The following is a 24,976-nucleotide window of genomic DNA, read 5'->3' on the forward strand; positions in this document are numbered from 1 at the left end:
TCCAGAGGAGTTCGGGCGCCCGATGATCGAAGGGACGATCCGATCCGGCATGATCTCATCCAGGCTGTGCAACCAGACTGACCCGGTCTGAGGGCACTCCGCCACGTTGACGAGAGGAACGGTTCACGCCTCATGGGGATCTTGCAGGCGAATCGCGTGCTGCTGAGCCGGCTGCTGCCGGGCGTCGAACCGGAAGGTCTCACCGTCCGGCACGGGCAATTCCATCAGGTAGTGATCGCCTCAGACCGTGTGGTGTGCCTGCCTCGGACCGCGGCGGCTGCCGCGCGGCTGCCGCGCAGGGCCGCTGTCATGCGCGTACTGGCCGGGCTTGATCTCGGCTGCCGCACGCCTCGGCCGTTGTGTGAGGGCAGCGCTGAAGGCGCGGTCGAGCTGCCGTTCTTGGTTCTCAGCCGTGTCCCCGGAGCACCGCTGGAGGCGGATGCGCTCGAAGATTCCAAGGTGGCCGAGGTCGTCGCGGCGCAGTACGTCACGCTGCTGTCCGGACTGGCCAGCGCCGGTGCCGACGAGAAGGTGCGAGCGGCCCTGCCGGCACCACAAGGTCGGTGGCGGCAGTTCGCGGCGGATGTCCGTGCCGAGTTGTTCCCTCTCATGTCCGATGGCGGGTGTCGACAGGCCGAGCGGGAGCTCGCGGCGCTCGACAGCCTTCCCGACATCACCGAAGCGGTGGTGCACGGGGACCTCGGCGCCGAGAACGTCCTATGGGTCCGCGACGACGGACTGCCGCGGCTCAGCGGGGTGATCGATTGGGACGAGGTCTCGATCGGCGATCCTGCCGAGGACCTTGCGGCCATCGGCGCCGGCTACGGCAAGGACTTCCTTGACCAGGTGCTCACGCTCGGCGGCTGGTCGGACAGGAGGATGGCCACCCGCATCGCCACTATCCGCGCCACCTTCGCCCTGCAGCAGGCCCTGTCCGCGTGCCGGGACGGCGACGAAGAAGAATTGGCGGACGGCCTGACCGGCTACCGCTGATTGCAGGCGGGCGCGCCGGCCGGCGTCCGTCCTTGTCAGCCCGGAGCCGACGATCAGTACGTTCGTCATGCCGACGACGAACGCCCGAGGACTCCCGGATCTCCGCCGGCCGCGGTCAGGGGCGCAGCCGGTGGAACAGCTCTACCCGGGCGCGGTGGTATTCGACGTCCGCCTCGTCGTGCGTTGTACCCGCGCGGATGGCCTTGTGGAAGTAGGCGTACTCCCTGCGGAGCTTGTGCCTGACGAGCTGAGCGAGCGACTCCTCGTCCAGGCGGGCCGCCGTGCCGCCCGCCTCGTGGTAGGCGGCCACGAACTCCTTGCTCGGTCCGGCCAGGTCGTCGCCCCATTCCAGGGCGGCGGCGGCCAGTTCCAGTTCGGGGGCGCCGACGAAGGTCTCGTCCCAATCGAGAACCGCCACTATCCGGCCGTCCCTGGCCAGGGTGTTGCCGGTGTAGTAGTCGCCGTGCAGGGGGTGACGGACGGGATGCTCGGTGTGGAAGGCGGCCAGCCAGCGGTCCAGATCGGGGTCGTCCAGCTCGACGGCGTCCTGGGGCGGATCGCCGTACAGGCCGGACTCCTGGAAGGCGGGCACCGGGCGCGGGCCGGGGCGGAAGTCGGCCAGGGACCTGTGAAGCCTGGCAAGCAGACGGGCACCGGCTTCGCGTTGGGCCGGGATGTCGGAGTCCGGCCAGGCGCCCTCGACATACGGCCAGCAGGAGATCGGGCGGCCGTCCACGACCATGACCGTCGTCCCTTCGGCAGCCGGCAGCGGGGCGACAGCCTCGGAAAGGCCGGCGGCGGCGTGCCGGGCGATCGCGTGGCACCACTCCGACTCGGCGGGGGCGCGCCACGCCGGGCCGACGCGGATGACGTGCCCGTCGAGGCGGTAGGCGGCGGATTCCTCTCCGCCGTGCAACCGCTCCCCCTCTCCCGTGACGCCCCAGGTCAGGGCCACGGCTTCGCGGATCTCACGAGTAAGGGGCGTCTTGGCGTAGATCATCCCGCCAGCCTACGCGCTTCCGTTTGGCGGCGGACGCGCCAAGGTCGGGACAACTTGCCCCGCGATAGAGAAGAAATCCGAGGCCAGTCCCAGCACGATCAACACTCCAAGCGGTGGCCCGCCCGACGTGGGTCTGACGATACCGCCGGAGCTCGACGTGCTCTGGCTTGATGTGGGGCGCAGACGTGAGAATCACGGGGGTCTTCGTCGGCCGGAACGCCGCCGCTGTACACGCATCAGCCCGAGAGTCCGACAGGCCTGGTGGATCACCGGCCAGGTCCTGCAGGTCGCCGGCGGCCACGCGCGCTGATGATTTTCCGTGAGCACCTGGCCACAAGTACCATCGCAGACGTCCTTTGGACGCTCGTCTCGCCGAGCGTCGCATTCGCCTACCTCACCGTCTGGATGGTGATGGCCCTGATCGGTTTGCTGATCACCGCGCGATGCCGTCCGCGTCGCCAGGGGGACCCAAGCTTTCCGGTTCCCGCGCCCGACTGGGAGGTCGCGCTCGGCATCGTGATCGGCAGGCGCACCTCCTACCTGGACTCGGTGGAGGAGGCGAAGGACGCCATCGCCGGATACTGCGTGGTCAACGACGTCAGTGAGCGCGCCTTCCAGTTGGAGCGCGGTGGGCAGTGGAGCAAGGGCAAGTCGGCCGAGACGTTCAATCCGGCCGGTCCGTGGCTGGTCACCCCCGACGAGATCCCGGACGTCAACGACCTCGGCATGTGGCTGGACGTCAACGGGGTGCGCCGCCAGACCGGCACCACCAAGACGATGGTCTTCGACCCGTACGTCGTCGTGCATCATCTGAGCCAGTTCATGGTGCTGGAGCCCGGCGACCTGATCAACACCGGCACCCCGCCCGGCGTGGGCATGGGCTTCACCCCGCCGATCTGGTTGCAGCCCGGTGACGTCATGGAGCTGGGCATCGAGCGGCTCGGCAGCCGGCGCCAGCATGTCCTGGGCGCCCGGTAGTGCGCGCGCTGGTCGTCACCGGACCGGGCAAGGCCGAACTCCAGGAGACCGAACCGCCGGTCGCCGCGCCCGGCGAGGTGATCGTGGACGTCGGGCGGGTGGGCGTGTGCGGCACCGACGTGGAGCTGTTCACCGGCGAGATGAGCTACCTGCACAGCGGCCGCTCGTGGTACCCGCTGCGCCCCGGCCACGAATGGTGCGACACGGTCACCGCGGTGGGCGCGGGCGTGGACGCCGGCTGGCTGGGCCGCCGCGTCACCGGCGACACCATGCTCGGCTGCGGCCGCTGCCACCGCTGCCGTACCGGCCGCCACCACGTCTGCGCCGATCTGGCCGAGATCGGCATCAGCCGCGGCCGTCCCGGCGCGCTGGCCGAACAGCTCGCCGTCCCCGCCTCGGCGCTGCAACCGCTGCCGGACACCGTGGACCTCACGCTGGGCGCGCTCGTCGAACCCGGCGGCAACGCGCTGCGGGCCGTCGAGGGCACCGGCCTGGCACCGGGCGGACGCCTGCTGGTGCTGGGAACCGGCACGATCGGCCTGCTGGCGGCGCTGTTCGCGCGCGCCCGCGGGATCGAGGTCCACCTGCTCGGCCGCGATCCCGAAGGGCTGCGCCTGGCCCGGACGCTCGGCTTCGAGGGCGCCTGGACCAGGCCGTCACTGCCGGAGCTGGCCTGGGACGCCGTGGTGGACGCCTCCAACGCCGGCGACTTGCCCGCGCTCGCGCTCGACCTGGTCGAACCGGCCGGACGGGTGGTCTGCATCGGCCTGGCCGGTACACCCTCCACCATCGACACCCGCCATCTGGTGCTCAAGGACGTCACCGCCGTCGGTGTCCTCGGGGGCTCGGCCGGCCTGGCAGGCGCCATCGCCGCCTACGCCGACGCGTCCGTGGACGCCCGCCCCCTGGTGGCCGCCACGGTCGGCCTGGCCGAGGGGCTCGACGTCCTTGCCGGTCACCGCCCTGCGGAGGCGGGGCAGGGGCCGAAGATCCACATCGATCCACGTCGTTAGAGCCACGAGGAGAGCACCAGCGTGACCCAGCCCGAACCGCGACGCCTGACCGTGCCCGACCCCGCCGTCCTCGTCGCCGTGGAGTCGGCCGTGCCGGGCATCACCCGTACGCGGGCGAGCGACCGGCTCGGCATGGCGCACGACGCCTCCCACTACCTGCTCACTCCGCAGGCCGTACTGGTGCCGGAGAACGCCGACCAGGTCGCGGCGCTGATGCGTACCGGTCTGCCCCTGACGTTCCGCTCCGGCGGCACCAGCCTCAGCGGGCAGGGGGTGACCGAGCACCTGCTGGTCGACACGCGGCGCCACTTCCGGAGCATCGAGGTGCTGGACGGCGGTGCGCGGGTGCGGGTCCAGCCGGGAGCGGTGCTGCGGCAGGTCAACTCCCGGCTCGCGCCGTACGGCCGCAAGCTGGGCCCCGACCCGGCGAGCGAGTCGGCGTGCACGGTCGGCGGGGTCGTCGCCAACAACTCCAGCGGCATGACCTGCGGCACCCACGCCAACACCTACCGGACACTGGAGTCGATGACCCTGGTGCTGCCCAGCGGTACGGTGCTGGACACCGGCGCCCCTGACGCCGACGAGCGCCTGCGCGCCCTCGAACCGGACCTCGCGGCGGGCCTGGTACGGCTGCGCGACCGGGTCAGGGGCAACCCCGACTCGGTCCGCCAGGTCACCGCGCAGTTCGCGCTGAAGAACACCATGGGCTATGGCCTCAACAGCTTCCTCGACCACCACTCGCCCGCGCAGATCCTCGCCCACCTCGTCATCGGCAGTGAGGGCACCCTGGGGTTCATCGCCGAGGCGGTGCTGCGTACGGTCCCCGCCCACCCCCTGGCCGCCACCGGCCTGCTCCTCTTCCCCACCCTGCGCCAGGCGATGGCGGCCATGCCCGGCCTGGTCGCCGCCGATCCGGCCGCCGTCGAACTGCTGGACGCCGAATCCCTGCGCGTGGCCCAGGGCGACCCCCAGGCCGACGACGTCCTGCACGCGCTCGCCGTCCGGGATCACGCCGCGCTGCTGGTGGAATGGCAGGAGTCCGATCCCGCCCTGCTGGCCGAGCGAGAGCGTGCCGCCGGGGAGCTCTTCCGCGCTCTGCCGCTGGCCGCCCCGGCCCGGCTCAGCAGGGACTCCCGCGGGCGCGCGGCGCTGTGGCACATCCGCAAGGGCCTGTACGCCGCCGTCGCCGGTGCCCGCCCCAGCGGCACCACCGCCCTGCTGGAGGACGTCGCCGTCCCGGTGGCAGCGCTGGCCGACCTGTGCGACGACTTGACCGCCCTGTTTGCCCGGCACCGCTACGAGCGCAGCGTCATCTTCGGTCACGCCAAGGACGGCAACCTGCACTTCATGCTCAACGAGCGCTTCCCCGCCGACCTGGAGCGCTACGCCGGCTTCACCGAGGACATGGTCGGCGCGGTCCTGTCCCGGGGCGGCACGCTCAAGGCCGAGCACGGCACCGGCCGCGTCATGGCCCCCTTCGTCCGCCGCCAGTACGGCGACGAGCTGTACGAGGTGATGCGCGAGGTCAAGCACCTGTGCGACCCTGCCGGCACCCTCAACCCGGGCGTCGTGCTCACCGACGACCCGCACGCGCACCTGCGCGACCTCAAGCAGGTCGTCACCGTCGAGCCCGAGGTGGACCGGTGCGTGGAGTGCGGCTACTGCGAGCCGGTCTGTCCCAGCCGTGACCTGACCACCACCCCGCGCCAGCGGATCGTCCTGCGCCGCGAGCTGGCCGCCGCCCGGGCCGCCGGCGACCGCGCCCTCGCTGTGGAACTGGAGCGCGAGTACCGCTACGACGCCGTGGACACCTGCGCCGTGGACGGCATGTGCGCCACCGCCTGCCCCGTCCTGATCAACACCGGTGACCTGACCAAACGCCTGCGCGCCGAGCGGCACGGCCGCCTGGCGCAGAAGACTTGGAAGATGGCCGCGAACCGCTGGACCGCCGTGGCCGGCGCACTCGACCTGGCCCTGGACGCCGCGGCGGCGGCCCCGCCCGCGCTCTCCGAAGCCACCAGCAGGGCCGCCCGTGCGCTGACCGGTCCCGAGGCCGTCCCGCGGTGGACCCGCGACCTGCCCCGGGGCGGGACCCGCCGCCGCCCCGCCCCGGCCCAGCACCCGGACGCCGTCTATCTGCCCTCCTGCCTGAACACCCTGTTCGCACCCGCCGACGGGGGGCCGGGCGTGATGACCGCCTTCCGGCGCCTCGCCGAGCGCGCGGGCCTGCGCCTCCACATCCCCGAGGCGATCGGGAGCCTGTGCTGCGGCACCCCCTGGTCCTCCAAGGGCTACACCGCGGGCCACGAGATCATGGCCGGCCGCGTCCGCGAGGTCCTGCTGGCCGCCACCGACGGCGGCCGCATCCCGGTCGTCAGCGACGCCGCGTCCTGCACCGAGGGCTTGGACCGCCTCACCACCCACCAGGTGCTCGACGCGGTCGCCTACACGGCCGAGCACATCCTGCCCCGGCTACCGGCCGCCCGCCGCCTGCCCTCGCTCGCACTGCACCCCACGTGCTCCTCCGCCCGCCTCGGCCTGGACCCCGCGATCACCCGGATCGCCGAGGCCATCGCCGAGCGGGTCGTCATCCCGGACGGCTGGCAGTGCTGCGCCTTCGCCGGCGACCGTGGCCTGCTGCACCCGGAGCTGACCGCCTCGGCCACCGCGTCAGAAGCCGCCGTGGTGACCGTCGGAGACTTCGCCGCCCACGCCTCGGTCAACCGTACGTGCGAACTCGGTTTGACCCGCGCGACCGGCAAGCCGTACCGCCACCTGCTCGAACTTCTCTACGAGGTCACCGCCTGACGTGCTGACGGCTGGTCACAGGCGGGCGGTCCACTCGTGGCTCGTGAGGACGTCAGCACCCCTGGCCGGGAAGACGCGGTTGATCAGGAAGTCGTGCACGTCCGGTTCCCCGTCGGCGCAGGCGTCGCTGAGCACGGTCACGTGGTAGTCGCGGTCGGCGGCGTCGTAGAGCGTGGCTGCGACCATCGCCCCGGTCGCGACACCGGTCAGCACGATCGAGTCGATGCGCTGGGCGCGCAGGAGCCGATCGAGGTCGGTCGCCGCGAACGCGCTGGCGCGGCGCTTGAGGACGACGGCCTCGCCCGGCAACGGCTCGATGCGCGGGTGCACGAGCGTCTCGGAGGATTCTTCGTGGAACAGCGTCCCCGCCCCGTGCAGGGTGCTGATCAACTGGTTTCCCGCTGCTATGTCAAGGCCTGAGGCCCGGAGCCCGAAACGTATGAAGATCACCGGGATTCCGGAGGCTCTGGCCGCGGGGAGAACCTTTTCCATGACGGGAATCACGCCGGCGGCGAAGGGATAGTTGTCCACGATGCCCGCCTGCAGGTCGCCGACGATGAGCGCGGTGGTGGTCATACGGTTTCCTTGTCTGTACGGCGCGCCATCGGCCGTCTTCCACGGCCGCATCTTGGCGCTGTTGTCGTCGATCCAGGGCCTGTTCTGAGTTCAGATCTTCAGTGGAGCGAGGGGTGGGGCTCCAGCGCTCGGAGAATGACGGCGAGGAGAGGAACGACCGGGGGCGGCTCCCCGCCGACCGAGTCTGATGACGATGTCCACGCCCCAAGCATAGGGACACGCCACAGCCGAGATTCCGATGATCATAGAAAAGGGGGCGAAACTCCATCAGATCTCCGCAAACGGGATACCCTTTCGCGCCTTCTTCGCGACGTGCGCCGCTTCCGAGCCTTCGAGCAGGAGTCGCGCTCCAGGGCGATGATGGAGGTCCTCTCGGCGCCCTTCGATCCTTACCCGGTCTTTCCTCGCCGCCGGCTCCGTGTTCTTGCGCCACCTGCCGGCGGATGAGCCTGGCCCAGGTGTCGGGATGATCTGGTGTGTAGTCGCTGAGGATCGCGCGGGCACCGCAGACGCCGAGCGTCCGCATCGCCGTCACAAGCTCCTGCGGCGAGCACCGCCTCACCGGTCTTTCGCCCCGTGATTCGGCCTGACCTCGGTGGGAGGCGGGACGTCCGGCGGCGAAGCGGGAGAACCGGAGCGGCCTGTCAGCGGTCGTCGGCGTCGATCGGGTTACCCGACAGGTTGATCCAGGTGAGGTCGGGGAGGTCGCCGAGCGACTCGGGCAGGGCGGTGAGCCGGTTGTTCCACAGTTCGAGATCGGTGAGGTCGGTGAGGTTGCCCAGTGTCTCGGGCAGGGCGGTGAGCTGATTGCCGTACAGGCTGAGCATCGTGAGGCTGGTGAGATTCCCCAGCGTGTCGGGCAGGGTGGTGAGCCGGTTACCGCTCAGACCCAGCAGGGTGAGATCGGTGATGTCCCCCAACCACTCCGGCACCGCGGTGAGCAGGTTGTCGTGTGCGATGAACGTGGTGAGGTCGGTGAGGTTGCCCAATACCTCGGGCAGGGTGGTGAGCCGGTTGCTGCTCAGGTCGAGTTCGGTGAGGTTGGTGAGGTTGCCCAGTGTCTCGGGCAGGGCGGTGAGCTGATTGCCGTACAGGCTGAGCATCGTGAGGCTGGCAAGGTTGCCCAGCGTGTCAGGCAGGGTGGTGAGCCGGTTGCTGCTCAGGTCGAGTTCGGTGAGGTCGGTGAGGTTGCCCAGTGTCTCGGGCAGGGCGGTGAGCTGATTGCCGTACAGGCTGAGCTTCGTGAGGCTGGCAAGGTTGCCCAGCGTGTCGGGCAGGGTGGTGAGCCGGTTACCGCTCAGATTCAGCAGGGTGAGGTCGGTGAGGTTGCCCAATACCTCGGGCAGGGCGGTGAGCCGGTTGCTGCTCAGGTCGAGTTCGGTGAGGTCGGTGAGGTTGCCCAGCCATTCGGGCAACGTCGTCAATCCGAGTGTGGGGAAGAACTCCGGCGCCAGCATCCCGAGCGAGGACAGGTTGAGTCTGGTGAGGGCGGTGAGGTTTTTCAGCGTGTCGGGCAGGGCGCTCAGATAGTTCTCACTCAGGTTGAGCTCGGTGAGGGCGATGAGGTTTCCCAACGAGTCGGGTGCCTGGCTCAGGCCGTTTTCACGCAGGTCGAGCACCTCGAGGGTGACGAGGTCTCCCAGCGTGTCGGATACGGTCTCCAGAAAGTTTGCACGCAGGTTGAGCTCGGTGAGGGCGGGGAGGTCCCGCAGCGAGCTGGGTATGTCGCTCAGATTGTTCTCGCTCAGGTCGAGCCTGGCCAGGTGGGTGAGGTCGCTAAGTGATTCGGGGATCTCGCTCAGGCCGAGGGAGGACAGGTCGAGCGTGGTCGATCCGTCCCGCAGGCACCTGTCGATGCGCGCGTGGGCGGTCCTGCGGCCGATCTCGGACTTCATTGAGATCTTGCTCCTCGTCGTCGGGGGTCCGGCTCCGGCCCTGTCGCGCCGTTTCAGGCGCGAGGGGCGACGGCAAGGGTAGAGACCTGCGCTGCGGAACAGCTTGCGGATCATTGGGGTGCTCGGCCGCGGATGCCGGAACCGCTCCGCCGCAGCCGTCGTAGGGCTACTGCGGGATCCGCCGACCCGTCGCCGGATCATAACCATGATCATTCTCAGCGCTGACGACTGTCCGCAGGTTCCTCAACCCCGTGATCCGCAGGCTGCGGCCAGCCCGCGGGGGTCGCGGACGGTGGGTTCTGCTCACCTCGGTTCGGGAACGACTCCGCACAGATAGGTGGACTCCTCCAGCAGCTGCGGCGTCATCGTGATCCCGGTGAGGCGCTCGGCCAGGAGGAACGCCGGCCCTTCGTGGGGGTCGGTGAACTCTGGGTAGACGGAGTCGATCCGCTCCATGGTCTCTGCGAGTTCGTCCGGCATCTCCTCTGAGTAGCCTTCCTGGTGCGGGAACTCAGGCTGGATCTTTCCGTTTTTGATCCAGTGGGAGTAGCCGTCCTGGTGCAGGTAATCGAACCGGGTCTTTCCGTCTTCGATCCAGTGGAAGTAGTCCATGCACTTGATGTCGAGGTAGAAGTGGGAGACGAGGCGGGTGCCTGCCGACAGCGGCATGATGATCTCGTCGGTGACGCCGAGCGAGCCGTTGGCCTCGACGAGGAGTACCCAGTCTCCGATGGCGACGGCACCGAAGGTTCGCCGCTCGTAAGAGCCGGAGTAGGAATCCTGGGTCAGCTCGTCAAGCGTCATGTGAGAGCAGTCTTCGACCCGGGCGCCGAGCCGGGTCACCAGTTCCTCAGGCGTCAGGCCGCGGACGTAGGTGAAGCAGTAGGCACCCCCCAGGTCGGGGAGGTGCTCGGAGGGGAATCGGGAGTAGTCGTCAGGGGACGCGATCATCCCGTCATGCTGGCAGTACCCACCGACACAATGAGCTCTCTTCTCATCCTGAGAGAAGTAGTCCCCTTCGATGCCTTCGAGGACCAGGATGGTCTGCACGATTGCCGTAGCGCGGCGGGGACAGCAGTGAAGTTTGCCCAGAACGGGACGCCGCGCCACCGCCCGAGCGGTGAGGGGGCGACCCGGCGGATGCGATGGCCCGGCAACGTCCGGCTCACCCGCCAGTCAGAAGCTCTCCCTGGAGACCGCCGGGCACATCCACCCTGAAGGCAGCCCGCGCGATGCTCACCACCTGGCCGGACCCGCTCGATCAGGCGCAGCGGCGATCAGGAAACGCCGGGGCATAACTGCTGATAGGGCTCCCCGGGAAGGTAGCGGTTCCACTCGGCCGACGGCAGCGAGCCCCCGGCGTCGCACAGGGTTTTGAAGGGGTTACTGAAGGCGGTCAGGTCCCATATCCGCGCCGTGTTGTCCCAGTTGGCGCTGGCCAGCATGCGCCCGTCGGGGCTGAACGCCACCGAGCCGACCACGTCGGCAGGCCCGTTCAGCACTTCGCCGATGGGCCGGCGCGTTGCGACGTCCCACAGCTGCACCGCGTCGGTGCTGCTGGCGCTGGCCAGCATGCGCCCGTCGGGGCTGAACGCCACCGAGCCGACCCAGACGCTAAACACGCTCATGGGATTGCCGATCGGGCGGCGAGTGGTGACATCCCACAGCCGGACAGTGTTGTCGCCGGCGGCACTGGCCACGATATGCCCGTCAGGGCTGAAGGCGACCGACCATACGGTTTCGGTGTGCCCGGTCAGCGGTTCACCGATGGGGCGGCGGGTGGCGACATCCCACAGCCGGACCGTGTAGTCGGCGCCGCTGGTGGCCAGGATGCGCCCGTCCGGGCTGAAGGCCACCGCGTTGACCTCGGCGGTGTGGCCGATCAGCGGTTCGCCGATCGGACGGCGAGTAGCCACCTCCCACAGCCGGACCGTGTGGTCGCCGCCACCGGATGCCAGGGTGCGACCGTCCGGACTGAAGTCCACGCTGAGCGCGAGAGGGCCGTTCATCGGCTCACCGATCGGACGGCGAGTAGCCACCTCCCACAGCCGGACCGTGTGGTCGTCTCCGCCGGATGCCAGGGTGCGCCCGTCAGGGCTGAACGCCACCGACTCGACCGCGTCGGTGTGGCCGGTCAGCGGTTTTCCGATGGGGCGGCGGGTGGCGCCGTCCCACAGCCGGACGGTCTTGTCGCCGCCGCCGGTGGCCAGGGTGCGCCCGTCGGGGCTGAACGCCACCGCGTATACCGCGTCGGTGTGGCCGGTCAGCGGTTCACCGGCCGGGCGATGGGCTGAGGCGTCCCATAAGCGCACCGACGTGTCGGATCCGGCGCTGGCCACGGTACGGTTGTCCGCGCTGAAGGCCACCGCGTATACCGCGTCGGTGTGCCCGACGAGTGGTTCACCGATCGAACTGCGTGTGGCCACATCCCACAATCGGATCGACCGGTCAAGACTGCCACTGGCGAGGGTGCGCCCGTCCGCGCTGAAGGCTACTGAGAGGACTCCCGCCGTGTGGCCGGTCAGGAGTTTGCCGATCGGGCGGCGGCTGGCCGCATCCCACAGCCGGATCATGTTGTCGCCGCCGCTGGTGGCCAGGGTGCGCCCGTCGGGGCTGAACGCCACCGAGGTGACCTTTTTAGTGTGGCCGGTCAGGGGTTTGCCGATCGGGCGGCGGCTGGCCGCATCCCACAGCCGAATCATGTTGTCGTCTCCGCCGGTGGCCAGGGTGCGCCCGTCCGGGCTGAAGACCACCGCGTTGACCTCGGCGGTGTGGCCGGTCAGCGGTTTGCCGATCGGGCGGCGGCTGGCCACGTCCCACAGCCGGATCATGTTGTCGCCGCCGCTGGTGGCCAGGGTGTGCCCGTCCGGGCTGAACGCCACCGCATTGACCTCGTCGGCAGAGCTGGTGAACGCATCACCGATCGGGCGCTGGGTGGCCACGTCCCACAGCCGGACGGTTCGGTCCCGGCTTCCGGTGGCCAGGGTGCGCCCGTCCGGGCTGAAGGCCACCACGTTGACCTCGGCGGTGTGGCCGATCAGCGGTTCGCCGATCGGGCGGCGAGTAGCCACCTCCCACAGCCGGATCGTCTTGTCGTTTCCGCCGGTGGCCAGGGTGCGCCCGTCCGGGCTGAAGGCGACCGCCAGGACATAGTCGGTGTGGCCGTTGAGGACGGCGCGCCCGGAAAGGGTCATGGCGGCCAGCATGCTGTAGCGGGCATCATCGGTGGGAGCCAGCCGATAGGCGGTCAGGGCCAGTCGCCGCGCGGTGAGAGGATCGGCGCTCCACAACTGCTCGCTCTGCGCGACCAGCTGACGCGACAGGGCCAAGTTCTTCTGCGCCTCGGCCCTTCGCCGCTGGACGCCGGCTTGTTCAGCGGTGTTGACGGCCACCACCGCTGCGCTCGACGCCGCCAAGGTCAAGACGGCCAGGCCTGCCACCGTGCCGCGCGCCAGCCGGATCGTCCGCCGCTGCTGGCGGACATCATCGCCTTCGAGTTCGTCCTTGGTCAGGCCGTGCATGGGCGCGGCGAGCTCGGCGACCGCGTCGCGGAAGCGGGGATTACGCAGCGTCAGATGAGTCTCCTGCTTGGCCCAGGTCATATCGAGATGCCGCGGTTCGGCCGCGAACACCCCGTGAAGGGCCGGGTGCACGGCTGTGGAGGCCTCCCGGTCGAAGTCACCGGCCCGCTCGTCCCACACCCATGTGCCGTCGGTGACCACCGGCAAGATCGTCTGCGATCCTTTGGTGGCGATCCAGCGTTCGATCTCCTTGCCCACCCAGGCCGACTGCGCCGCCTGCGGCGAGGCCAGCAACACCAGCCAGGACGAGCCGTCCAGGGCCGCGCAGATACTCGGCCACAGGCCGGCGCTGACCGCCAGGCCGGTCTGGTCGCGAAACACCTCCAGCGCCCGTTGTCGACGCCACGGCTTGGCCAGCCTCTGCAGACCCTCCTGCAACGCAGGCGCAAAAGCGCCTTCCGCACTGTGCGAATAGGAGATGAACGCCGCATACCGCTTGGGCGGGTCGCTGCCCATCGGCGGATCCACCGCAACCGGCGCCTGATCACTCTGCTCACCTGGGGGCATGACCTCGCCTCACTGTCTCGGACACGGCTGACTCGTTGACGCCGTAGCGGCGCCGCCACATCGGTGCCGCCGGTCCACCCCTCGGGGAGTCGTAGTAGATCTTGATGATCTGGATCGCCGGAACGGCGGCGGCCTGCGCCGGGATGAGCGAGGCCCCGCGCAGGCGGCGAGACCTGCGGCGACGTGGGAAAAACGCACCGGTGATCCTCCGATGGCGTGAGCGACAAAACGCACCAGGAGGACGGTCGACAAGGCTAGCGGGTTGCCGCTGAGCCGGGCTTTAGTTGGAGCCCCGGCTCAGACGGGGGCGGTGGTGGCCACCACCCGTTTGCGGGCAGGTGGTCTCGGTGCCTTTCTCAGAGGGCCTGGTGTGCCCGACGAGTGACGATACAAGGATCACAATCGGTTCTGAGGACGTCGCAGGACGGCTTTGGCCAGGTCGGCGGGGGTTTCCGTGCTGGTGCCGACCGTCATGTCATAGGCGAAGCCGTGCTCGTGGACCGTGCGCAGGTGCCCACGTGCGAGTCCGCTTTCGTTGCCGCGCGCCACCTCCCCTTCCTCGGCCAACCGCCGCGCCCACCGCCCCAGTCCGGCGGCACGAGGTGGAACAGGGTGTCGATCCCCCAATAGACGGACGGAGTGTCGCTCTCGTCCTGAACGGCCACTACGCCCGCCTGTTCGCCCCAGAGCCCTGAGCTCTCCGGAGAGCCCGAAAACGCCGCCGAGCGGCTACCCGGACTCGCCCGGCGGTGACGACGTGCCCCCGCGCTGTCGTGTTCCGCACCGATCGAAAGAAGGCGACCATGGACGTTGGTGACGGCGAGTCCCCGCCTGTTCCGGCATTCATCTGGCACGTGGTCCAGGGAGGCTGTGGATCGGCGGTTGTTTCCGATCGGCATCAAAACGATGCATGTTTCTCGCTTCTGGGATCCCCCTGCACTGTCCGGTCGTCATAGAGCCCGAATCGTGCCGAGCGTCGTGACACAGTCCGGCCTTGCCAGAGGCCGTTTCGCAGATGTTTATGGCGATCTCAAGAAGATCAGTAAGGTTTGCTGCCATGCGTACCCTCCTCGTCGCCCTCATGGCCGGCGCGCTGTTCAGCCTGCCCCTCACCGGGACCGCCCACGCGGCCCCCGGGACCTCGGCGGTCCTCACCGGCAACCCCCTCTACAAGACCGGCGCGATCCCCCGGCAGACCTGTGAGGAACCCGCCTTCACCAGCGCCAGCCACGACGGCGCACGCCTCTACGTCATCGAGATGTCCGCCTGTCTCGACCGGGTGTGGTCGGCGCAGGTGAGGAAGGCGGGCTTCACCTGGACCAAGCCCAAGGTCGTGGTGTCGCACAAGGACCGTGTCAAGACCGCCTGCGGCCCCTACTACCCCGGCGACACCTTCAGCCTGTACTGCATCGGCACCGGGACCATCTATCTCATGGTCACCGACTCGGCGCTGAGCAATGAGCTCGACCACCCGCGCATGCTGGAAAGCCTGGCGATCGGCTACTCCTATCACGTGCAGCAGCTGGGCGGCATTCTCAGCGAGGAGCGGCGGGCCGAGGCGAAAATGTCGAAGAAGCAGCGATGGGCGCTGAGCGCGAAGGTCTCCCTGCAGAACCTCTGCCTCACCGGGGCCTTCCTCGGAAGTGTCTGGGACTCTCTCTCCCACACCAAGGCCTACGGCACCGATCTCATCATCGACTGGAAGTCGGTGGAAGGCGACCACAAGGAGCAGGGCAAGGCCAAGAACCGGGTCTACTGGGAACAGCGCGGCTTCGACACCCTGCGGCCCGGAGCGTGCAACACCTTCACCGCACCGGCGGGAAGAGTCGCCTGAGACCTGTGAGGGGTCCGGATCACGAGGTTGCGGATCCGCCTGCGCGGTGCGGTCTGGCGCTGGTAGGGCACAGCCCACCTGATCGACACCAGCGGCGGATCCCACCGGCTGGCCGGGGCCCTGGCCGGCCACGGCGTCGTCCATCCGACCGGCCCGGAGCACACCGCCGCGAGAACCAGCCCATACGGTGCGGCGCCCTGCTCGCCCGCAGGGGGCTGGGCGGGTCACATGGGCTGCGCCGTCACATTCGCCGACGCGTTGAGCCCCAAGCCGACGGCGCTCTCCGCACCAACGACATCCTCGACGAGCACCGGCTGCCCGCCGGGACCCCGTTCGACGACGGCGAACGCGCCCGGCCCGGATTTGGCCGAGGCGCACGCCCTCCGTCGGCCCGATGGCCGCCCGGTGCCGATGGTGCATGTGGCCGCAGAAGTGCCACCGCGGCCGGAGGCGCTCGGACAGGGCACGCAGCTCGGGACGGCCGACCGGAGTCGCGCGATGCGGGCCGGCGACCCGGAAATGGGTCAGCCCCGGGCCGATGACGATCCCGGGGCTGGTGGTGTGCGGGTCAGTGGGGCTCGTAGAGGTCCCGTACTGGTGAGATCGCATATCTAACTGTCGCGAATTGTCGCAACCCTCAAGTCCACTGGTCACCGTATGTAGTCTCCCGTGAAGAGATCGAACGCGAAGCCATCCGCGAAGCCACCCTCGAAGGGCTCGACGCCGCCGCCCGCAAGGGCAAGCACGGCGGACGGCCCCGGTCATCACCGACGACATGCTCTACACCGTGCTACGCCGCCGCGCGAACGGCGAGACCGTCGAGGTGCACCGGCGCGCGTGCCCGGCCAGCAGGCTGCGGCCTTCAAGGAAGGCGAGGGCGTCGAGAGGGCCTGAGACCTGGGCGGCCGGTTCGTGGGCCGGCTGGGTAGGCTCCACGTCCGCCTCCGGTCGGAGCCGGCCTCGTCGTCGGGCGTTTCCTTCGGCGGCGACGTTGTCCTGTCTCTGGTAAGTCCGGGCGGGGCAAGCTGTCGAACTGCGGTAGTTGGTTGAGACGGCCGGCTGCGTGAGGCTCGGAGATCTTGATCTGCGACATATGCCGTTAGCCTCGGCCGCATGGTGTTCGACTCCGTTCATTTCGATCTCCAGCCCTATGCCGGTTTCGACGTGAATCGATACGTTCGGCGGACGCACTGCAGCTGGGAGGACCTCGGCTGGCAGTCCTTGCTCGCGCAACGGTTCGACCACGTCCCGCTGGTCGAGGACATGGAGTTGCCGGCCGCGGCGGACTTGCATCTGATACTGCCCGTAGGAGGCCGGACTGTGATGGAGACGCGGATCGGTGGTCGATGGAGCCGCCACACCTGGGTACCGGGGCGGCTCGAACTGGGCGTCCCGGACCGGCCTGCCCTCCGCCGCTATCGCGCGGACAGCCCGTTGCGCAGCGTGCAGGTCCATATCCCGCGCGGCACCGTCGAACGGACCGCGGAGCAGCTGGGTGGCCGCGCGGTGGACTACGCGAGCATGGCGGCGTCCGTGGCCGCCGGCGATCCGCTGATCGAGGAGGCTGTCCGCGCCGTCGGCTCCGCGGACGAGACCGGCGACCTGTACGCCGAGTCCGCGGCCGCCTTCCTGGCCGTGCACCTGCTCACCCGCCATTCCCGGCTACCCGGTCAACGGGCGCCGGTGCGGGAGGACGCACGCGTCCGCGCGGCGATCGCCCTCATGCGTGACCGACTGGCCGAACCGCTCACCCTGGCCGACATCGCGGACGAGGTGTATCTCAGCGTCTATCACCTCGTCCGCGTGTTCAACCGAGCAACAGGAGAAACGCCTCACCGCTTCCTCACCCGATTGCGGATCGAGAAGGCGCAACACCTGCTGCGGGATACCGACCTCGCAGTCGCCCAGATCGCGCCGCTCTGCGGTTTCGCCAGTCCCGGTGCTCTGTCGACGGCCTTCCTGCGGCACACGGGCGCTCGTCCCTCGGCATATCGCAATTCCTGACCGCTCTCCCGGCAATCTCAGGCATGGACCCGGGGGTGGCCCGTTTCTAGGGTTTCGTCCATGTCTGGAAACATGGCGACAACGCCTGAGATCGAGCCCTACCCCATGCACATTCCTGAGCGCGACTTGGCGGACCTACGGGCCCGTCTTGACGGGGTTCGGCTTCCCGAGCCAGAAACGGTGCCGGACGCCGCGCAGGGTATCGAGTTGGATCAGCTGAGGATGCTGCTGGACACCTGGCGACAGCACGACTGGCGGGCCAGGGAAGAGCAGTGGAACACGATTCCGCATTACCGCGTGCGCCTCGACGGCCTGCGTATCGCGTTCTGGCACGTGCGCTCGCCCGAGCCCACAGCGCTCCCCTTGTTGCTGACCCACGGCTGGCCGGGCTCCGTCCTCGAATTTGAGAACGTCCTCGGGCCGCTCAGTGATCCGGTCGCCCATGGCGGTTCCGCGAGTGACGCCTTCCACGTCGTCGTCCCGGCCCTGCCAGGGTTCGGGTTCAGCGACCGTCCACGCGAGCGCGGCTGGCACCCCGCCCGTACGGCGCGGGCGTGGGCCGAGCTGATGACCGTGCTCGGCTACGAGCGGTTCGGCGCGCACGGCGGAGACTGGGGCGCGTTCGTCAGCACCGAACTGGCGCGCCTGGTGCCCGAGCGCGTCGCCGGCCTGCACCTGACGATGCCGATCGCCTCTCCCCTGCCGGACGACCGGATCTCGCCGGACCCGGCGGAACAACGCATGCTGGAGCGGCGTGACATTCATCTCGCGGACGGATACGGCTTCGGGATGATCATGGGCACGCGCCCGCAGACGCTCGGCTACTCCCTGCTCGACTCGCCTGCCGGCCTGGCGGCGTGGCTCGGTGAGAAGTTCGCCGCCTACTCCGACACCCGCCCGGAGGCCGGCGGCGGGGTGAGCGTGTCGCAACAAGTGGACAACATCGCCCTGTACTGGCTGACCAGGACCGGTGCCTCCAGCGCTCGCTGGTACTGGGAGACCATGCGGTGGGTACCACGCAGCGCCGAAGAAGAGAACGCACAACCGGTGACGGTGCCCACCGCCTGTTCGCTGTTCCCGGCCGAGCCGTGGCCGACCGCCCGGCGCTGGGCCGAACGCCGCTACCACGACCTCCGGTCATGGCACGAGCTGGACCGCGGCGGCCACTTCCCCGGTCTGGAACAGCCAGATCTTCTGGTCTCCGAAATCAGGGCCGCATTCCATCACGTACGTCACCATCCCGGCGATCTCACACGGTGAGGGTTTCTCACCCCTCCCTTCCATCGGCAGTCGGGTTCGCCTCCGTCTCCGCCATGATCTGCCACTTTCCCGCCCGAAGGGAAACATCATGACGACCGTGTCCACGTCACCCGCCCGCACCGCCCGGCGCACTCCGCTGGCGGTGACCATCTCCTCCTGGGCGGTCCCCGTGATGGTGCTCGGCCAGTTCGCCCTGCTGGCGAGCGTCCCGGTCACGATCGCGCTGGTCGGCGCTCTCCGCCACGCCCGCGATCGGACGGTTCGCTGGGCGGCCGCGCTCCTCGCCGTCACCTACGCGATCCCGCTCATCGTTTGGCTGACGCGGCCCGACGGCGCGCCGAGCCTGTCCAAGGACATTCACCCCGCGTTCGTCGCTTTGATCGTCGCCGCCTCCGCCGCACTCATCGTGGCCATCCTTCGAGCCCTGCGCTGAAGCAGCGTGCCCGCTTCCTACGGGTTCGACCCATCGGCGGCCACGGCATCGTCGACTCCTGGCGTCTCCTGCCCCCAGCAGCCGGGCGTTTAGGCCCGGCTCCTCAGTACTCATCAGGAAGCTCAATGACCATGTCCAGCAACAACCTGTTGAACTCCTCCGGTCAGCAATTCCGGACCCGTGCGCGCATCACCGCGCTCACGATCTCGCTCGCCGCAACCGGCGTACTCGCAGGCAACATTCCCGCCGCGCAGGCCGTCACCGCGCAGCTCCGGGCCACCCACCACGCCGGCGCTCACCACGGTGGTGGACTCCAGTGCCGCGGGAAAGGTGTCGACCCCACCGCGAAGATCCGGTACCGGACCAAGATCTTGATCAAGGCGCCGCTGAGCACCGTCTGGAAACTGCAGGCCGACGTGGAACGCTGGCCCACCTGGCAGAAGCCCATAACCAGCATGAAGCGCCTGGACCCGGGCCCGCTCCGCAAACACTCGCGGTTCCGGTGGACCACCCCGGTGCCCGCCACTCCCGTCAGCCCGCCCACCACGCTGGTCATCACCTCCACCGTCCGCCAACTTCAGCACCACACGTGCATCCGCTGGACCGGGCCCGCGATCGGCAAAGGACTGCGCATCGACCGAGGCGTCCACGTCTGGACCTTCACCGAAGTCAAGGGCGGCGTCCTCGTACGCACCGAGGAGACCCATGCCGGCGACCAGATCGAAACCAACGTGCCCCTCGCCACCGACTTCCTCGGAAAAGGTCTCGAGGCCTGGCTGAAAGACCTCAAGAACACCGCCGAAGCCCGCGCCGGCGACTAGGAGCTGTTTGGGGTTCGGATCATGTGGCTGAAGTGAGGAGCTTCAGCCACATGACCGACCCTCGAAGGTAGAGTCCAGCCTCGTAGCTTTCCGGGGCTTTGTCATAGCGGGTCGCCAGACCACGCCATGTCTTGATCTTCTGGAAGCAGCGTTCAACGGTGTTGCGCTCCTTGTAGAGATCGGTGTCGTGGCTGATGGGTCGGCCGCCCCGGCTGCCTTTCTTCTTGCGGTTGGCGGCCTGGTCCTTCTTTTCTGGGATGACTGCCTTGACGCGGCGTTTCCTCAGGTAGGAGCGGTTGGCGCGGGACGAGTACGCCTTGTCCGCGGCGACCGCACCCGGCCGGGTGCGGGGCCGGCCGATCGGACCGGGGATGCGAATCTTGTCCAAGACGGTGATGAACCGCGGGCAGTCGGCGGCTTGGCCGGGCGTGAGCACGAAAGCCAGCGGTAGCCCGGCGGCGTCAACCGCGGCATGGACCTTGCTGCTCAGTCCGCCTCGGGATCGGCCAAGCCCGGCAGCCTTGGCCCGGGCCTCGCGGCGACGCCGCGTGGCAGCACGATTCGGCGCGGGCGACGCGTCCGCGCCGGGTGCGACCTGCGGCGCATCACCCGCAGCACCGGCGGCTGCTGTGCAAGCGGAGCCCCCTTTTCCTCGGTCAGCGCCTGCTCCAGCGCATCCAGACTCTCCCCGGCGACCGCCAGTCCGGCCGACTCCTGATGCGCCCGCACGATTGTTGAGTCCACGCTGACCAGCTCCAACCCGACCTGCCCGCGCGAGGCGGCCTCGGCGATCAGCGCGTCCATCAGAGTCTGGAACACCCCGGCTTTGGCCCAGCCGTTGAACCGGGAGTAGAGCGTGGACCACGGCCCATAGCGTTCCGGGACATCACGCCAGCCGGATCCGGTGCGAAAGCGCCACAGGATTCCGTTGAACTGATCACGCACCCGCCGCGGCAGCGGCCCGGTGGCTGCTACCGGCAGATACGGTTCGATCAACGCCCACTCGGCATCCGTCACATCAAAGCGCGCCACATCCGAGTTCTATCAGCCGCGGCCGGCTCACCACCGGACCTCACCTAGATCCAAACCCCAAACAGCTCCTAGCCGCGCGCCCCCCGTCGGCCAGCGGCTGATCAAGGTTTGGGCGGTGTCGGGTGGAGCGACGGTGGTCAGAGCCCCGGCACGAGCGTCCCAGCCCAGGCCAAGTGCCGCGCCCGGGCCCTCTGTCGCACGAGGGGACGGGCGCTACTCCTGCTCATGGGCCTTGTTGACCGACTCGACGTCAGGGGTGAAACTCTGTCGCCTTGCAGGGTTTGCATGTATGCCGGAGGGCAACCGTTACGGCCCTCCGATCGGGTCTGTGTGAGACGGGAAAAATAACCGTGAGTGACAGAGGTTACGTTGGGTGGTGCCGCATGGGCGGCGCTCCCCTGCGAGGAAGCACTCCAGGCCCCTCGCTCGGGCCCTGTGAGCCTTCAAAAAACGATGACGTTTCTCGGACGCCGGCCCGGAAAACCGCCGGAGGGGGGCGAACCTTGCCGTGGCCACTGCGTTCGTCCTGGTCGATCTCTGCGGTTGCAACGTTGTCGATCGCGGCTTCTGCACGGCAAGGCTCACTACCAAGCGCGAACACTGAAATCTCCCGCTGAGTTCACCGCCGGCTCCCGCCGTGAGACGGCCGATGTGGGTCGGCGTGTATGTGCGTACGCATCCCTTGCGGGTCGAACAGGATGAGTAGCTCGACCACGCCGCCGTCGGCGCTGCCCAGCCAGTGCGGCAAGGACGTGTCGAACTCGGCTGCCTCACCGGACGGCAACGTCAGGTCGCGCTCGCCGAGGATGAGCCGCAGGCGTCCGTTGAGCACGTACAGCCATTCGAAGCCGTCATGGGTCTGCGGGGTCGGTACGAGCGGTTCCGGCTGGGCGGGGATGATCATTTTGAACGCTTGTACCCCGCCCGGCCGCCGGGACAGCGGCACGAAGGTCATCCCGAACCGCAGGATCGGCTTCAGGTGGATCCGGGGGTCGCCGGTGCGCGGGGCACCGACAAGGTCGTCCAGCGGAACGTCATAGGTACGGGCCAGCGGCAGCAGCAACTCCAGGGTCGCCCGGCGCTGCCCGCTCTCCAGCCGGGACAGGGTGCTCTCCGACACCCCAGTCGTCGCCGCGAGGTCGGCGAGGGTGATGCCGCGGTGACGACGCAGCGCACGCAGCCGCGGCCCCACCGCGTCGAGCACTTCGTCCATTTCGTGGTCCACGAGGCCATCTTGCCAGAACCGCAAGATTTCGTGCCAGATTGGTGCGCGCCTGGCGAGACTGAGCGGACACCGACAGAAGGAGCCTTGATGAACGCCACCGATGCGGTCACGTTCTGGGACGGCGTGTACGCGGCGCGACCGGCGGCCACCGATCCGCGGCCGAATGCCCGCCTCACCGAAGTGGTTGCGCGCCTGCCGCCCGGCGACGCGTTGGACCTCGGATGCGGCGACGGCGGCGACGCGCTGTGGCTCGCCGGACAGGGGTGGCACGTCACCGCCGCCGACATCTCGGCCGTGGCGGTCGAGCGGCTCGCGGCACTCGCCCGCACACACGGCCTGGGCGATCGCGTCACCGCCGTGCGGCACGACCTACGCAGGTCTTTCCCGCACGGCGAGTTCGACCTGATCTGCGCCCACTACCTGCACACCCCCTTCGACCTGGACAGGGCGGCCGTCCTGCGCTCGGCCGCGCACGCGCTGCGCCAGAATGGGCGGCTGCTGATCGTCGACCACGGCTCGACCGCGCCGTGGTCGTGGAGCCAGGATCCCGACGTCCGGTACCCGAGCCCGAGGGAGGTCGCGGCGGGTATCGAGCTGGACCCGGCGACGTGGATGGTCGAGCGGGCCGACACACCCCGCAGGATCGCAACCGGGCCGGGCGGGCGCACCGCCGAGGTCACCGACCATGTGCTGCTCATCCGCCGCACCGCCTGACCCGGCGAACAGCGCCGCCCCCACGAAGGGAGGAGATCACCATGCCTAACACCGTACGCCGCCGCCGCGACACTCCGCCGCCCCGGACCGGGAGCAGCGAAGCTGAGGTTCTGCGCGGTTTCCTCGACTATCTCCGGGCCTCGGTCGCCGCGAAGGTCGACGGTGCCCCCGAACCGCAGGTGCGAACGGCCGCAGTGCCATCGGGCACGAACCTGCTCGGCCTGCTCAACCACCTGACTTTCGTCGACCGCTCGACGTTCCTCAGGGACGACGTCACCGAATGGCAGGCGACGTTCCAGGCCGCACCAGCGGACAGCGTCGCCGATGTCGTCGGCCCGCTACCGCGAGACGATCGAGCGCGCGAACGACGTTCTCGACGAGTGCACCGATCTCGGCGCACCGGTCCCCCGGCCGCGGCCGAACCGCCCCGCTCCCAGCATCCGCTGGGCACTCACCCACATGATCGAGGAGACCGGCCGCCACGCGGGCCACGCTGACATCCTCCGCGAACTGATCGACGGCGCGACCGGGCGCTGACCCCACCACCTTCACCAGGACAGGAACCCATGATCACCGCAACCCGGCCGTCATCGCGCCGCTCCCTCCGATCCGCGCGCACGGTGGCGACCGTCACGCTCACCCTCCTGCTCACGATCGGCGCCGCGGCCTGTTCCACGCCGACCGCGACTTCCACGCCGACCGCGACCGGCGTTCCCCCCTACGCCGTCGCCACCCAGGACGACCCGGAGTTCGAAAACACCTTCCGGCACGAGTTCGCCGATGTCGACGGTGTCCGCATGCACTACGTGACCGGCGGCAGCGGCACACCGGTGGTGCTGATCCACGGCTGGCCCCAGACCTGGTACGGCTGGTGGCCGATCATGCCGGAACTCGCCAAACACCACACCGTCTACGCCGTCGACCTTCCCGGACTGGGCGACAGCACCGGCTCACCGACCGGCTACGACAAAGCCACCCTGGCGCGGTACGTGCACACGTTGATCGCCGACCGGCTCAACATCCGGGACACCGCCGTCGTCGGCCACGATTTCGGCGCCGCAGTAGCGTTCCAGTACGCCAGCCAATTCCCCGCCGACACCGCACGCCTCGGCTACCTCGACCTGCCGCTACCCGGACCCGCTGTCGATGCGGCCACGTACCGCTCACTGAGCTGGCACATCGCCTTCCACTCCCAGCGACGGGTCCCCGAGGCGGTGGTGGGCGACGACGTCCGCGAGTACCTGGCACTGTTCTACCCCCAGGTCGCGTTCGGCGGAACGGCGTTCGGCGGCACCTCAGATCGGTCCCCGTTCACCGACACCGAGATCAACGAGTACGCGCGGACCTACCGCCGGCCCGAGGCCCTGTCGGGCGGCTTCGAGCTCTACCGCGCCCTCGGCAAAGACGTCCGCGACACCGCGGCGGCGGCACCGGTACGTGTCCCGACCCTGCTCATGACCGCCCAGGGGCAGCTCGACGCGATCCGGGCCACCGCGGCCCCGCGCATGACCAACATCGTGCGCGCGCTGGACGTGCCGCACGCGGGGCACTGGCTCGTCGAGGAGAACCCTCGGTTCGTCACTGCGGAGCTAGTGCGTTTCCTCGACGGATGAGTCCGGTTCCTGATGGTGGTTGGCGGTCCTTACGGCGAAACGGCATCGGGGCCCGCATATCGGGGTTCCGGACTGGTGAGCTCGCGTATTCAACTGTCGTCAGTTCGGTGGGTCGGCCGGGGCGGTGATGACCGTGTGTGGTCACCGGGGGCGTAGCGGCTGTAGGTGATGCCCGTTTTGTCGGCGAGCTTGGCCAGGGTGGCAGGGGGGAAGCCGAGGGTGTCGGCGACGATGGGGACGGGGCTGTCTTGGACGTGCTGGCGGAGGGCGGATCCGCGGGCTGGGAGAGTCGGGACGCCGAGCTGGCGGATCTGTTTGGCCAGCCACTCGGGCCGTAACGGCTGCCTGGCTCGTCGGCTGGGGAACAGCCACGGGGAGGCGGGATTGGTCGCGGTGCGCATGTTCGTGCGGTGGGTGATGTAGTCGGCGAACGTCGCCTTCCCGGTCGCCGCTCTCCTGCTGCGGTGCGGGTTCGGCGGGCGAGGGGAAGCCGGTGCGGGCGGCTTGGTAGCGGCGCCGGGCCGCGCGCAACGCGGCCTTGCGGTCCTGCTCGGGATCGGGGCGGGTGAGGGCTCGGGCGGGGTGTACGGCGGATTCTGCTCGATTGCTGCCGGGCCCCCCTGAGCGTCGGGACTCCATGATCGTTCTCAGCGCTGACGGCTGTCCGCAGGTTCCTCAACCCCGGGGAA

General features: G+C 69.2%; 20 protein-coding genes and 3 pseudogenes. 13 read left to right on the forward strand and 10 right to left on the reverse strand.

The annotated features are described in order from the left end of the window. Window positions 1-132: 132 nt before the first annotated feature. Window positions 133-993, forward strand: coding sequence for a viomycin phosphotransferase (vph, locus tag SROS_RS22360; protein WP_012891209.1), 861 nt, complete (start codon window positions 133-135; stop codon window positions 991-993). Window positions 994-1,108: 115 nt separating this feature from the next. Here vph and SROS_RS22365 read toward each other — a convergent pair whose 3' ends face one another. Beyond that, window positions 1,109-1,993 carry a phosphotransferase enzyme family protein gene (locus tag SROS_RS22365; protein WP_012891210.1) on the reverse strand — a complete coding sequence of 295 codons (885 nt, stop codon included), beginning with the start codon at window positions 1,991-1,993 and terminating at the stop codon, window positions 1,109-1,111. 411 nt (window positions 1,994-2,404) lie between these two features. Between SROS_RS22365 and SROS_RS22370 the strand changes: the two genes are divergently transcribed. The 3 genes from SROS_RS22370 to SROS_RS22380 are packed head-to-tail and all read left to right on the forward strand — an operon-like array spanning window position 2,405 to window position 6,792. After that, a complete protein-coding gene (locus SROS_RS22370) occupies window positions 2,405-2,971 on the forward strand; it encodes a fumarylacetoacetate hydrolase family protein (protein ID WP_245564696.1) in 567 nt (188 codons plus the stop codon). Then, the gene (locus SROS_RS22375; protein ID WP_012891212.1) at window positions 2,971-3,984 is read left to right on the forward strand and encodes a zinc-dependent alcohol dehydrogenase; all 1,014 of its coding nucleotides are present in this window, start codon (window positions 2,971-2,973) and stop codon (window positions 3,982-3,984) included. The genes SROS_RS22370 and SROS_RS22375 overlap by 1 nt, the downstream gene beginning before the upstream one ends. Window positions 3,985-4,005: 21 nt before the next feature. Beyond that, window positions 4,006-6,792: an FAD-binding and (Fe-S)-binding domain-containing protein gene (locus tag SROS_RS22380; RefSeq protein WP_012891213.1), complete on the forward strand. Its 2,787-nt coding sequence runs from the start codon at window positions 4,006-4,008 to the stop codon at window positions 6,790-6,792. Window positions 6,793-6,807: 15 nt separating this feature from the next. Here the strand turns inward: SROS_RS22380 and SROS_RS22385 are convergent, their stop codons facing one another. The 5 genes from SROS_RS22385 to SROS_RS52265 all read right to left on the reverse strand — a co-directional run bounded on the left by SROS_RS22385 (window position 6,808) and on the right by SROS_RS52265 (window position 13,978). After that, a complete protein-coding gene (locus SROS_RS22385) occupies window positions 6,808-7,368 on the reverse strand; it encodes a cysteine hydrolase family protein (protein ID WP_012891214.1) in 561 nt (186 codons plus the stop codon). 644 nt (window positions 7,369-8,012) lie between these two features. After that, entirely contained in the window at window positions 8,013-9,263 is a 1,251-nt protein-coding gene (locus SROS_RS22390) for a leucine-rich repeat domain-containing protein (RefSeq protein ID WP_012891215.1), read from the reverse strand. Window positions 9,264-9,566: 303 nt separating this feature from the next. Continuing rightward, window positions 9,567-10,214 carry a DUF6461 domain-containing protein gene (locus tag SROS_RS22395; protein WP_043652618.1) on the reverse strand — a complete coding sequence of 216 codons (648 nt, stop codon included), beginning with the start codon at window positions 10,212-10,214 and terminating at the stop codon, window positions 9,567-9,569. Between the two features lie 326 nt (window positions 10,215-10,540). Next, window positions 10,541-13,300, reverse strand: a complete 2,760-nt coding sequence (locus SROS_RS22400; protein WP_012891217.1) for a TIR domain-containing protein — start codon at window positions 13,298-13,300, stop codon at window positions 10,541-10,543. A 447-nt stretch (window positions 13,301-13,747) separates the two neighbouring features. Further along, on the reverse strand, window positions 13,748-13,978 hold the full coding sequence (locus SROS_RS52265) for a phosphotransferase-like protein (protein WP_342632938.1): 231 nt from the start codon (window positions 13,976-13,978) through the stop codon (window positions 13,748-13,750). A gap of 430 nt (window positions 13,979-14,408) precedes the next feature. Here SROS_RS52265 and SROS_RS22405 point away from each other — a divergent pair, with 430 nt between their 5' ends. Further along, complete coding sequence (locus SROS_RS22405) at window positions 14,409-15,185, forward strand: neutral zinc metallopeptidase (protein WP_012891219.1); 777 nt, start codon at window positions 14,409-14,411, stop codon at window positions 15,183-15,185. Between the two features lie 780 nt (window positions 15,186-15,965). Here the strand turns inward: SROS_RS22405 and SROS_RS51080 are convergent. Then, a complete protein-coding gene (locus SROS_RS51080) occupies window positions 15,966-16,121 on the reverse strand; it encodes a hypothetical protein (protein ID WP_169369340.1) in 156 nt (51 codons plus the stop codon). A gap of 177 nt (window positions 16,122-16,298) precedes the next feature. On the opposite strand from SROS_RS51080, the gene SROS_RS22410 reads away from it, so the two are divergent. From SROS_RS22410 to SROS_RS22425, 4 genes are all read left to right on the forward strand, one after another. After that, the gene (locus tag SROS_RS22410; protein WP_012891220.1) at window positions 16,299-17,189 is read left to right on the forward strand and encodes an AraC family transcriptional regulator; all 891 of its coding nucleotides are present in this window, start codon (window positions 16,299-16,301) and stop codon (window positions 17,187-17,189) included. Between the two features lie 72 nt (window positions 17,190-17,261). Further along, entirely contained in the window at window positions 17,262-18,449 is a 1,188-nt protein-coding gene (locus tag SROS_RS22415; RefSeq protein WP_148269642.1) for an epoxide hydrolase family protein, read from the forward strand. Between the two features lie 88 nt (window positions 18,450-18,537). Beyond that, window positions 18,538-18,882, forward strand: coding sequence for a hypothetical protein (locus SROS_RS22420; RefSeq protein WP_012891222.1), 345 nt, complete (start codon window positions 18,538-18,540; stop codon window positions 18,880-18,882). A gap of 125 nt (window positions 18,883-19,007) precedes the next feature. After that, on the forward strand, window positions 19,008-19,703 hold the full coding sequence (locus tag SROS_RS22425) for an SRPBCC family protein (RefSeq protein WP_012891223.1): 696 nt from the start codon (window positions 19,008-19,010) through the stop codon (window positions 19,701-19,703). A 19-nt stretch (window positions 19,704-19,722) separates the two neighbouring features. On the opposite strand, the pseudogene SROS_RS47645 reads toward SROS_RS22425, so the two are convergent. Next, window positions 19,723-20,735, reverse strand: a pseudogene (locus SROS_RS47645) (IS5 family transposase). A 619-nt stretch (window positions 20,736-21,354) separates the two neighbouring features. Then, on the reverse strand, window positions 21,355-21,948 hold the full coding sequence (locus SROS_RS22440; RefSeq protein WP_012891224.1) for a helix-turn-helix domain-containing protein: 594 nt from the start codon (window positions 21,946-21,948) through the stop codon (window positions 21,355-21,357). 99 nt (window positions 21,949-22,047) lie between these two features. On the opposite strand from SROS_RS22440, the gene SROS_RS22445 reads away from it, so the two are divergent. From SROS_RS22445 to SROS_RS22455, 4 genes and pseudogenes are all read left to right on the forward strand, one after another. Beyond that, entirely contained in the window at window positions 22,048-22,674 is a 627-nt protein-coding gene (locus SROS_RS22445) for a class I SAM-dependent methyltransferase (protein WP_012891225.1), read from the forward strand. Window positions 22,675-22,715: 41 nt separating this feature from the next. After that, a pseudogene (locus SROS_RS54725) lies at window positions 22,716-22,898 on the forward strand (mycothiol transferase); the annotation flags it as partial. 88 nt (window positions 22,899-22,986) lie between these two features. Further along, a pseudogene (locus SROS_RS54730) lies at window positions 22,987-23,211 on the forward strand (mycothiol transferase); the annotation flags it as partial. A 29-nt stretch (window positions 23,212-23,240) separates the two neighbouring features. Beyond that, on the forward strand, window positions 23,241-24,287 hold the full coding sequence (locus tag SROS_RS22455; RefSeq protein ID WP_012891226.1) for an alpha/beta fold hydrolase: 1,047 nt from the start codon (window positions 23,241-23,243) through the stop codon (window positions 24,285-24,287). 89 nt (window positions 24,288-24,376) lie between these two features. Here the strand turns inward: SROS_RS22455 and SROS_RS49760 are convergent, their stop codons facing one another. After that, complete coding sequence (locus SROS_RS49760; protein ID WP_148269160.1) at window positions 24,377-24,688, reverse strand: hypothetical protein; 312 nt, start codon at window positions 24,686-24,688, stop codon at window positions 24,377-24,379. Window positions 24,689-24,976 lie beyond the last annotated feature (288 nt).

This window comes from Streptosporangium roseum DSM 43021 (assembly GCF_000024865.1).
GTDB classification, from domain to species: domain Bacteria; phylum Actinomycetota; class Actinomycetes; order Streptosporangiales; family Streptosporangiaceae; genus Streptosporangium; species Streptosporangium roseum.

Bases quoted from the DNA above. Each gene is read 5' to 3' on its own strand.
- vph (WP_012891209.1), top strand. From the start codon at position 133: ATGGGGATCTTGCAGGCGAATCGCGTGCTGCTGAGCCGGCTGCTGCCG.
- SROS_RS22365 (WP_012891210.1), bottom strand. From the start codon at position 1,993: ATGATCTACGCCAAGACGCCCCTTACTCGTGAGATCCGCGAAGCCGTG.
- SROS_RS22370 (WP_245564696.1), top strand. From the start codon at position 2,405: ATGGCCCTGATCGGTTTGCTGATCACCGCGCGATGCCGTCCGCGTCGC.
- SROS_RS22385 (WP_012891214.1), bottom strand. From the start codon at position 7,368: ATGACCACCACCGCGCTCATCGTCGGCGACCTGCAGGCGGGCATCGTG.
- SROS_RS22390 (WP_012891215.1), bottom strand. From the start codon at position 9,263: ATGAAGTCCGAGATCGGCCGCAGGACCGCCCACGCGCGCATCGACAGG.
- SROS_RS22395 (WP_043652618.1), bottom strand. From the start codon at position 10,214: ATGATCGCGTCCCCTGACGACTACTCCCGATTCCCCTCCGAGCACCTC.
- SROS_RS22400 (WP_012891217.1), bottom strand. From the start codon at position 13,300: ATGGGCAGCGACCCGCCCAAGCGGTATGCGGCGTTCATCTCCTATTCG.
- SROS_RS22405 (WP_012891219.1), top strand. From the start codon at position 14,409: ATGCGTACCCTCCTCGTCGCCCTCATGGCCGGCGCGCTGTTCAGCCTG.
- SROS_RS22410 (WP_012891220.1), top strand. From the start codon at position 16,299: ATGGTGTTCGACTCCGTTCATTTCGATCTCCAGCCCTATGCCGGTTTC.
- SROS_RS22415 (WP_148269642.1), top strand. From the start codon at position 17,262: ATGGCGACAACGCCTGAGATCGAGCCCTACCCCATGCACATTCCTGAG.
- SROS_RS22420 (WP_012891222.1), top strand. From the start codon at position 18,538: ATGACGACCGTGTCCACGTCACCCGCCCGCACCGCCCGGCGCACTCCG.
- SROS_RS22425 (WP_012891223.1), top strand. From the start codon at position 19,008: ATGACCATGTCCAGCAACAACCTGTTGAACTCCTCCGGTCAGCAATTC.
- SROS_RS22440 (WP_012891224.1), bottom strand. From the start codon at position 21,948: ATGGACGAAGTGCTCGACGCGGTGGGGCCGCGGCTGCGTGCGCTGCGT.
- SROS_RS22445 (WP_012891225.1), top strand. From the start codon at position 22,048: ATGAACGCCACCGATGCGGTCACGTTCTGGGACGGCGTGTACGCGGCG.
- SROS_RS22455 (WP_012891226.1), top strand. From the start codon at position 23,241: ATGATCACCGCAACCCGGCCGTCATCGCGCCGCTCCCTCCGATCCGCG.
- SROS_RS49760 (WP_148269160.1), bottom strand. From the start codon at position 24,688: ATGCGCACCGCGACCAATCCCGCCTCCCCGTGGCTGTTCCCCAGCCGA.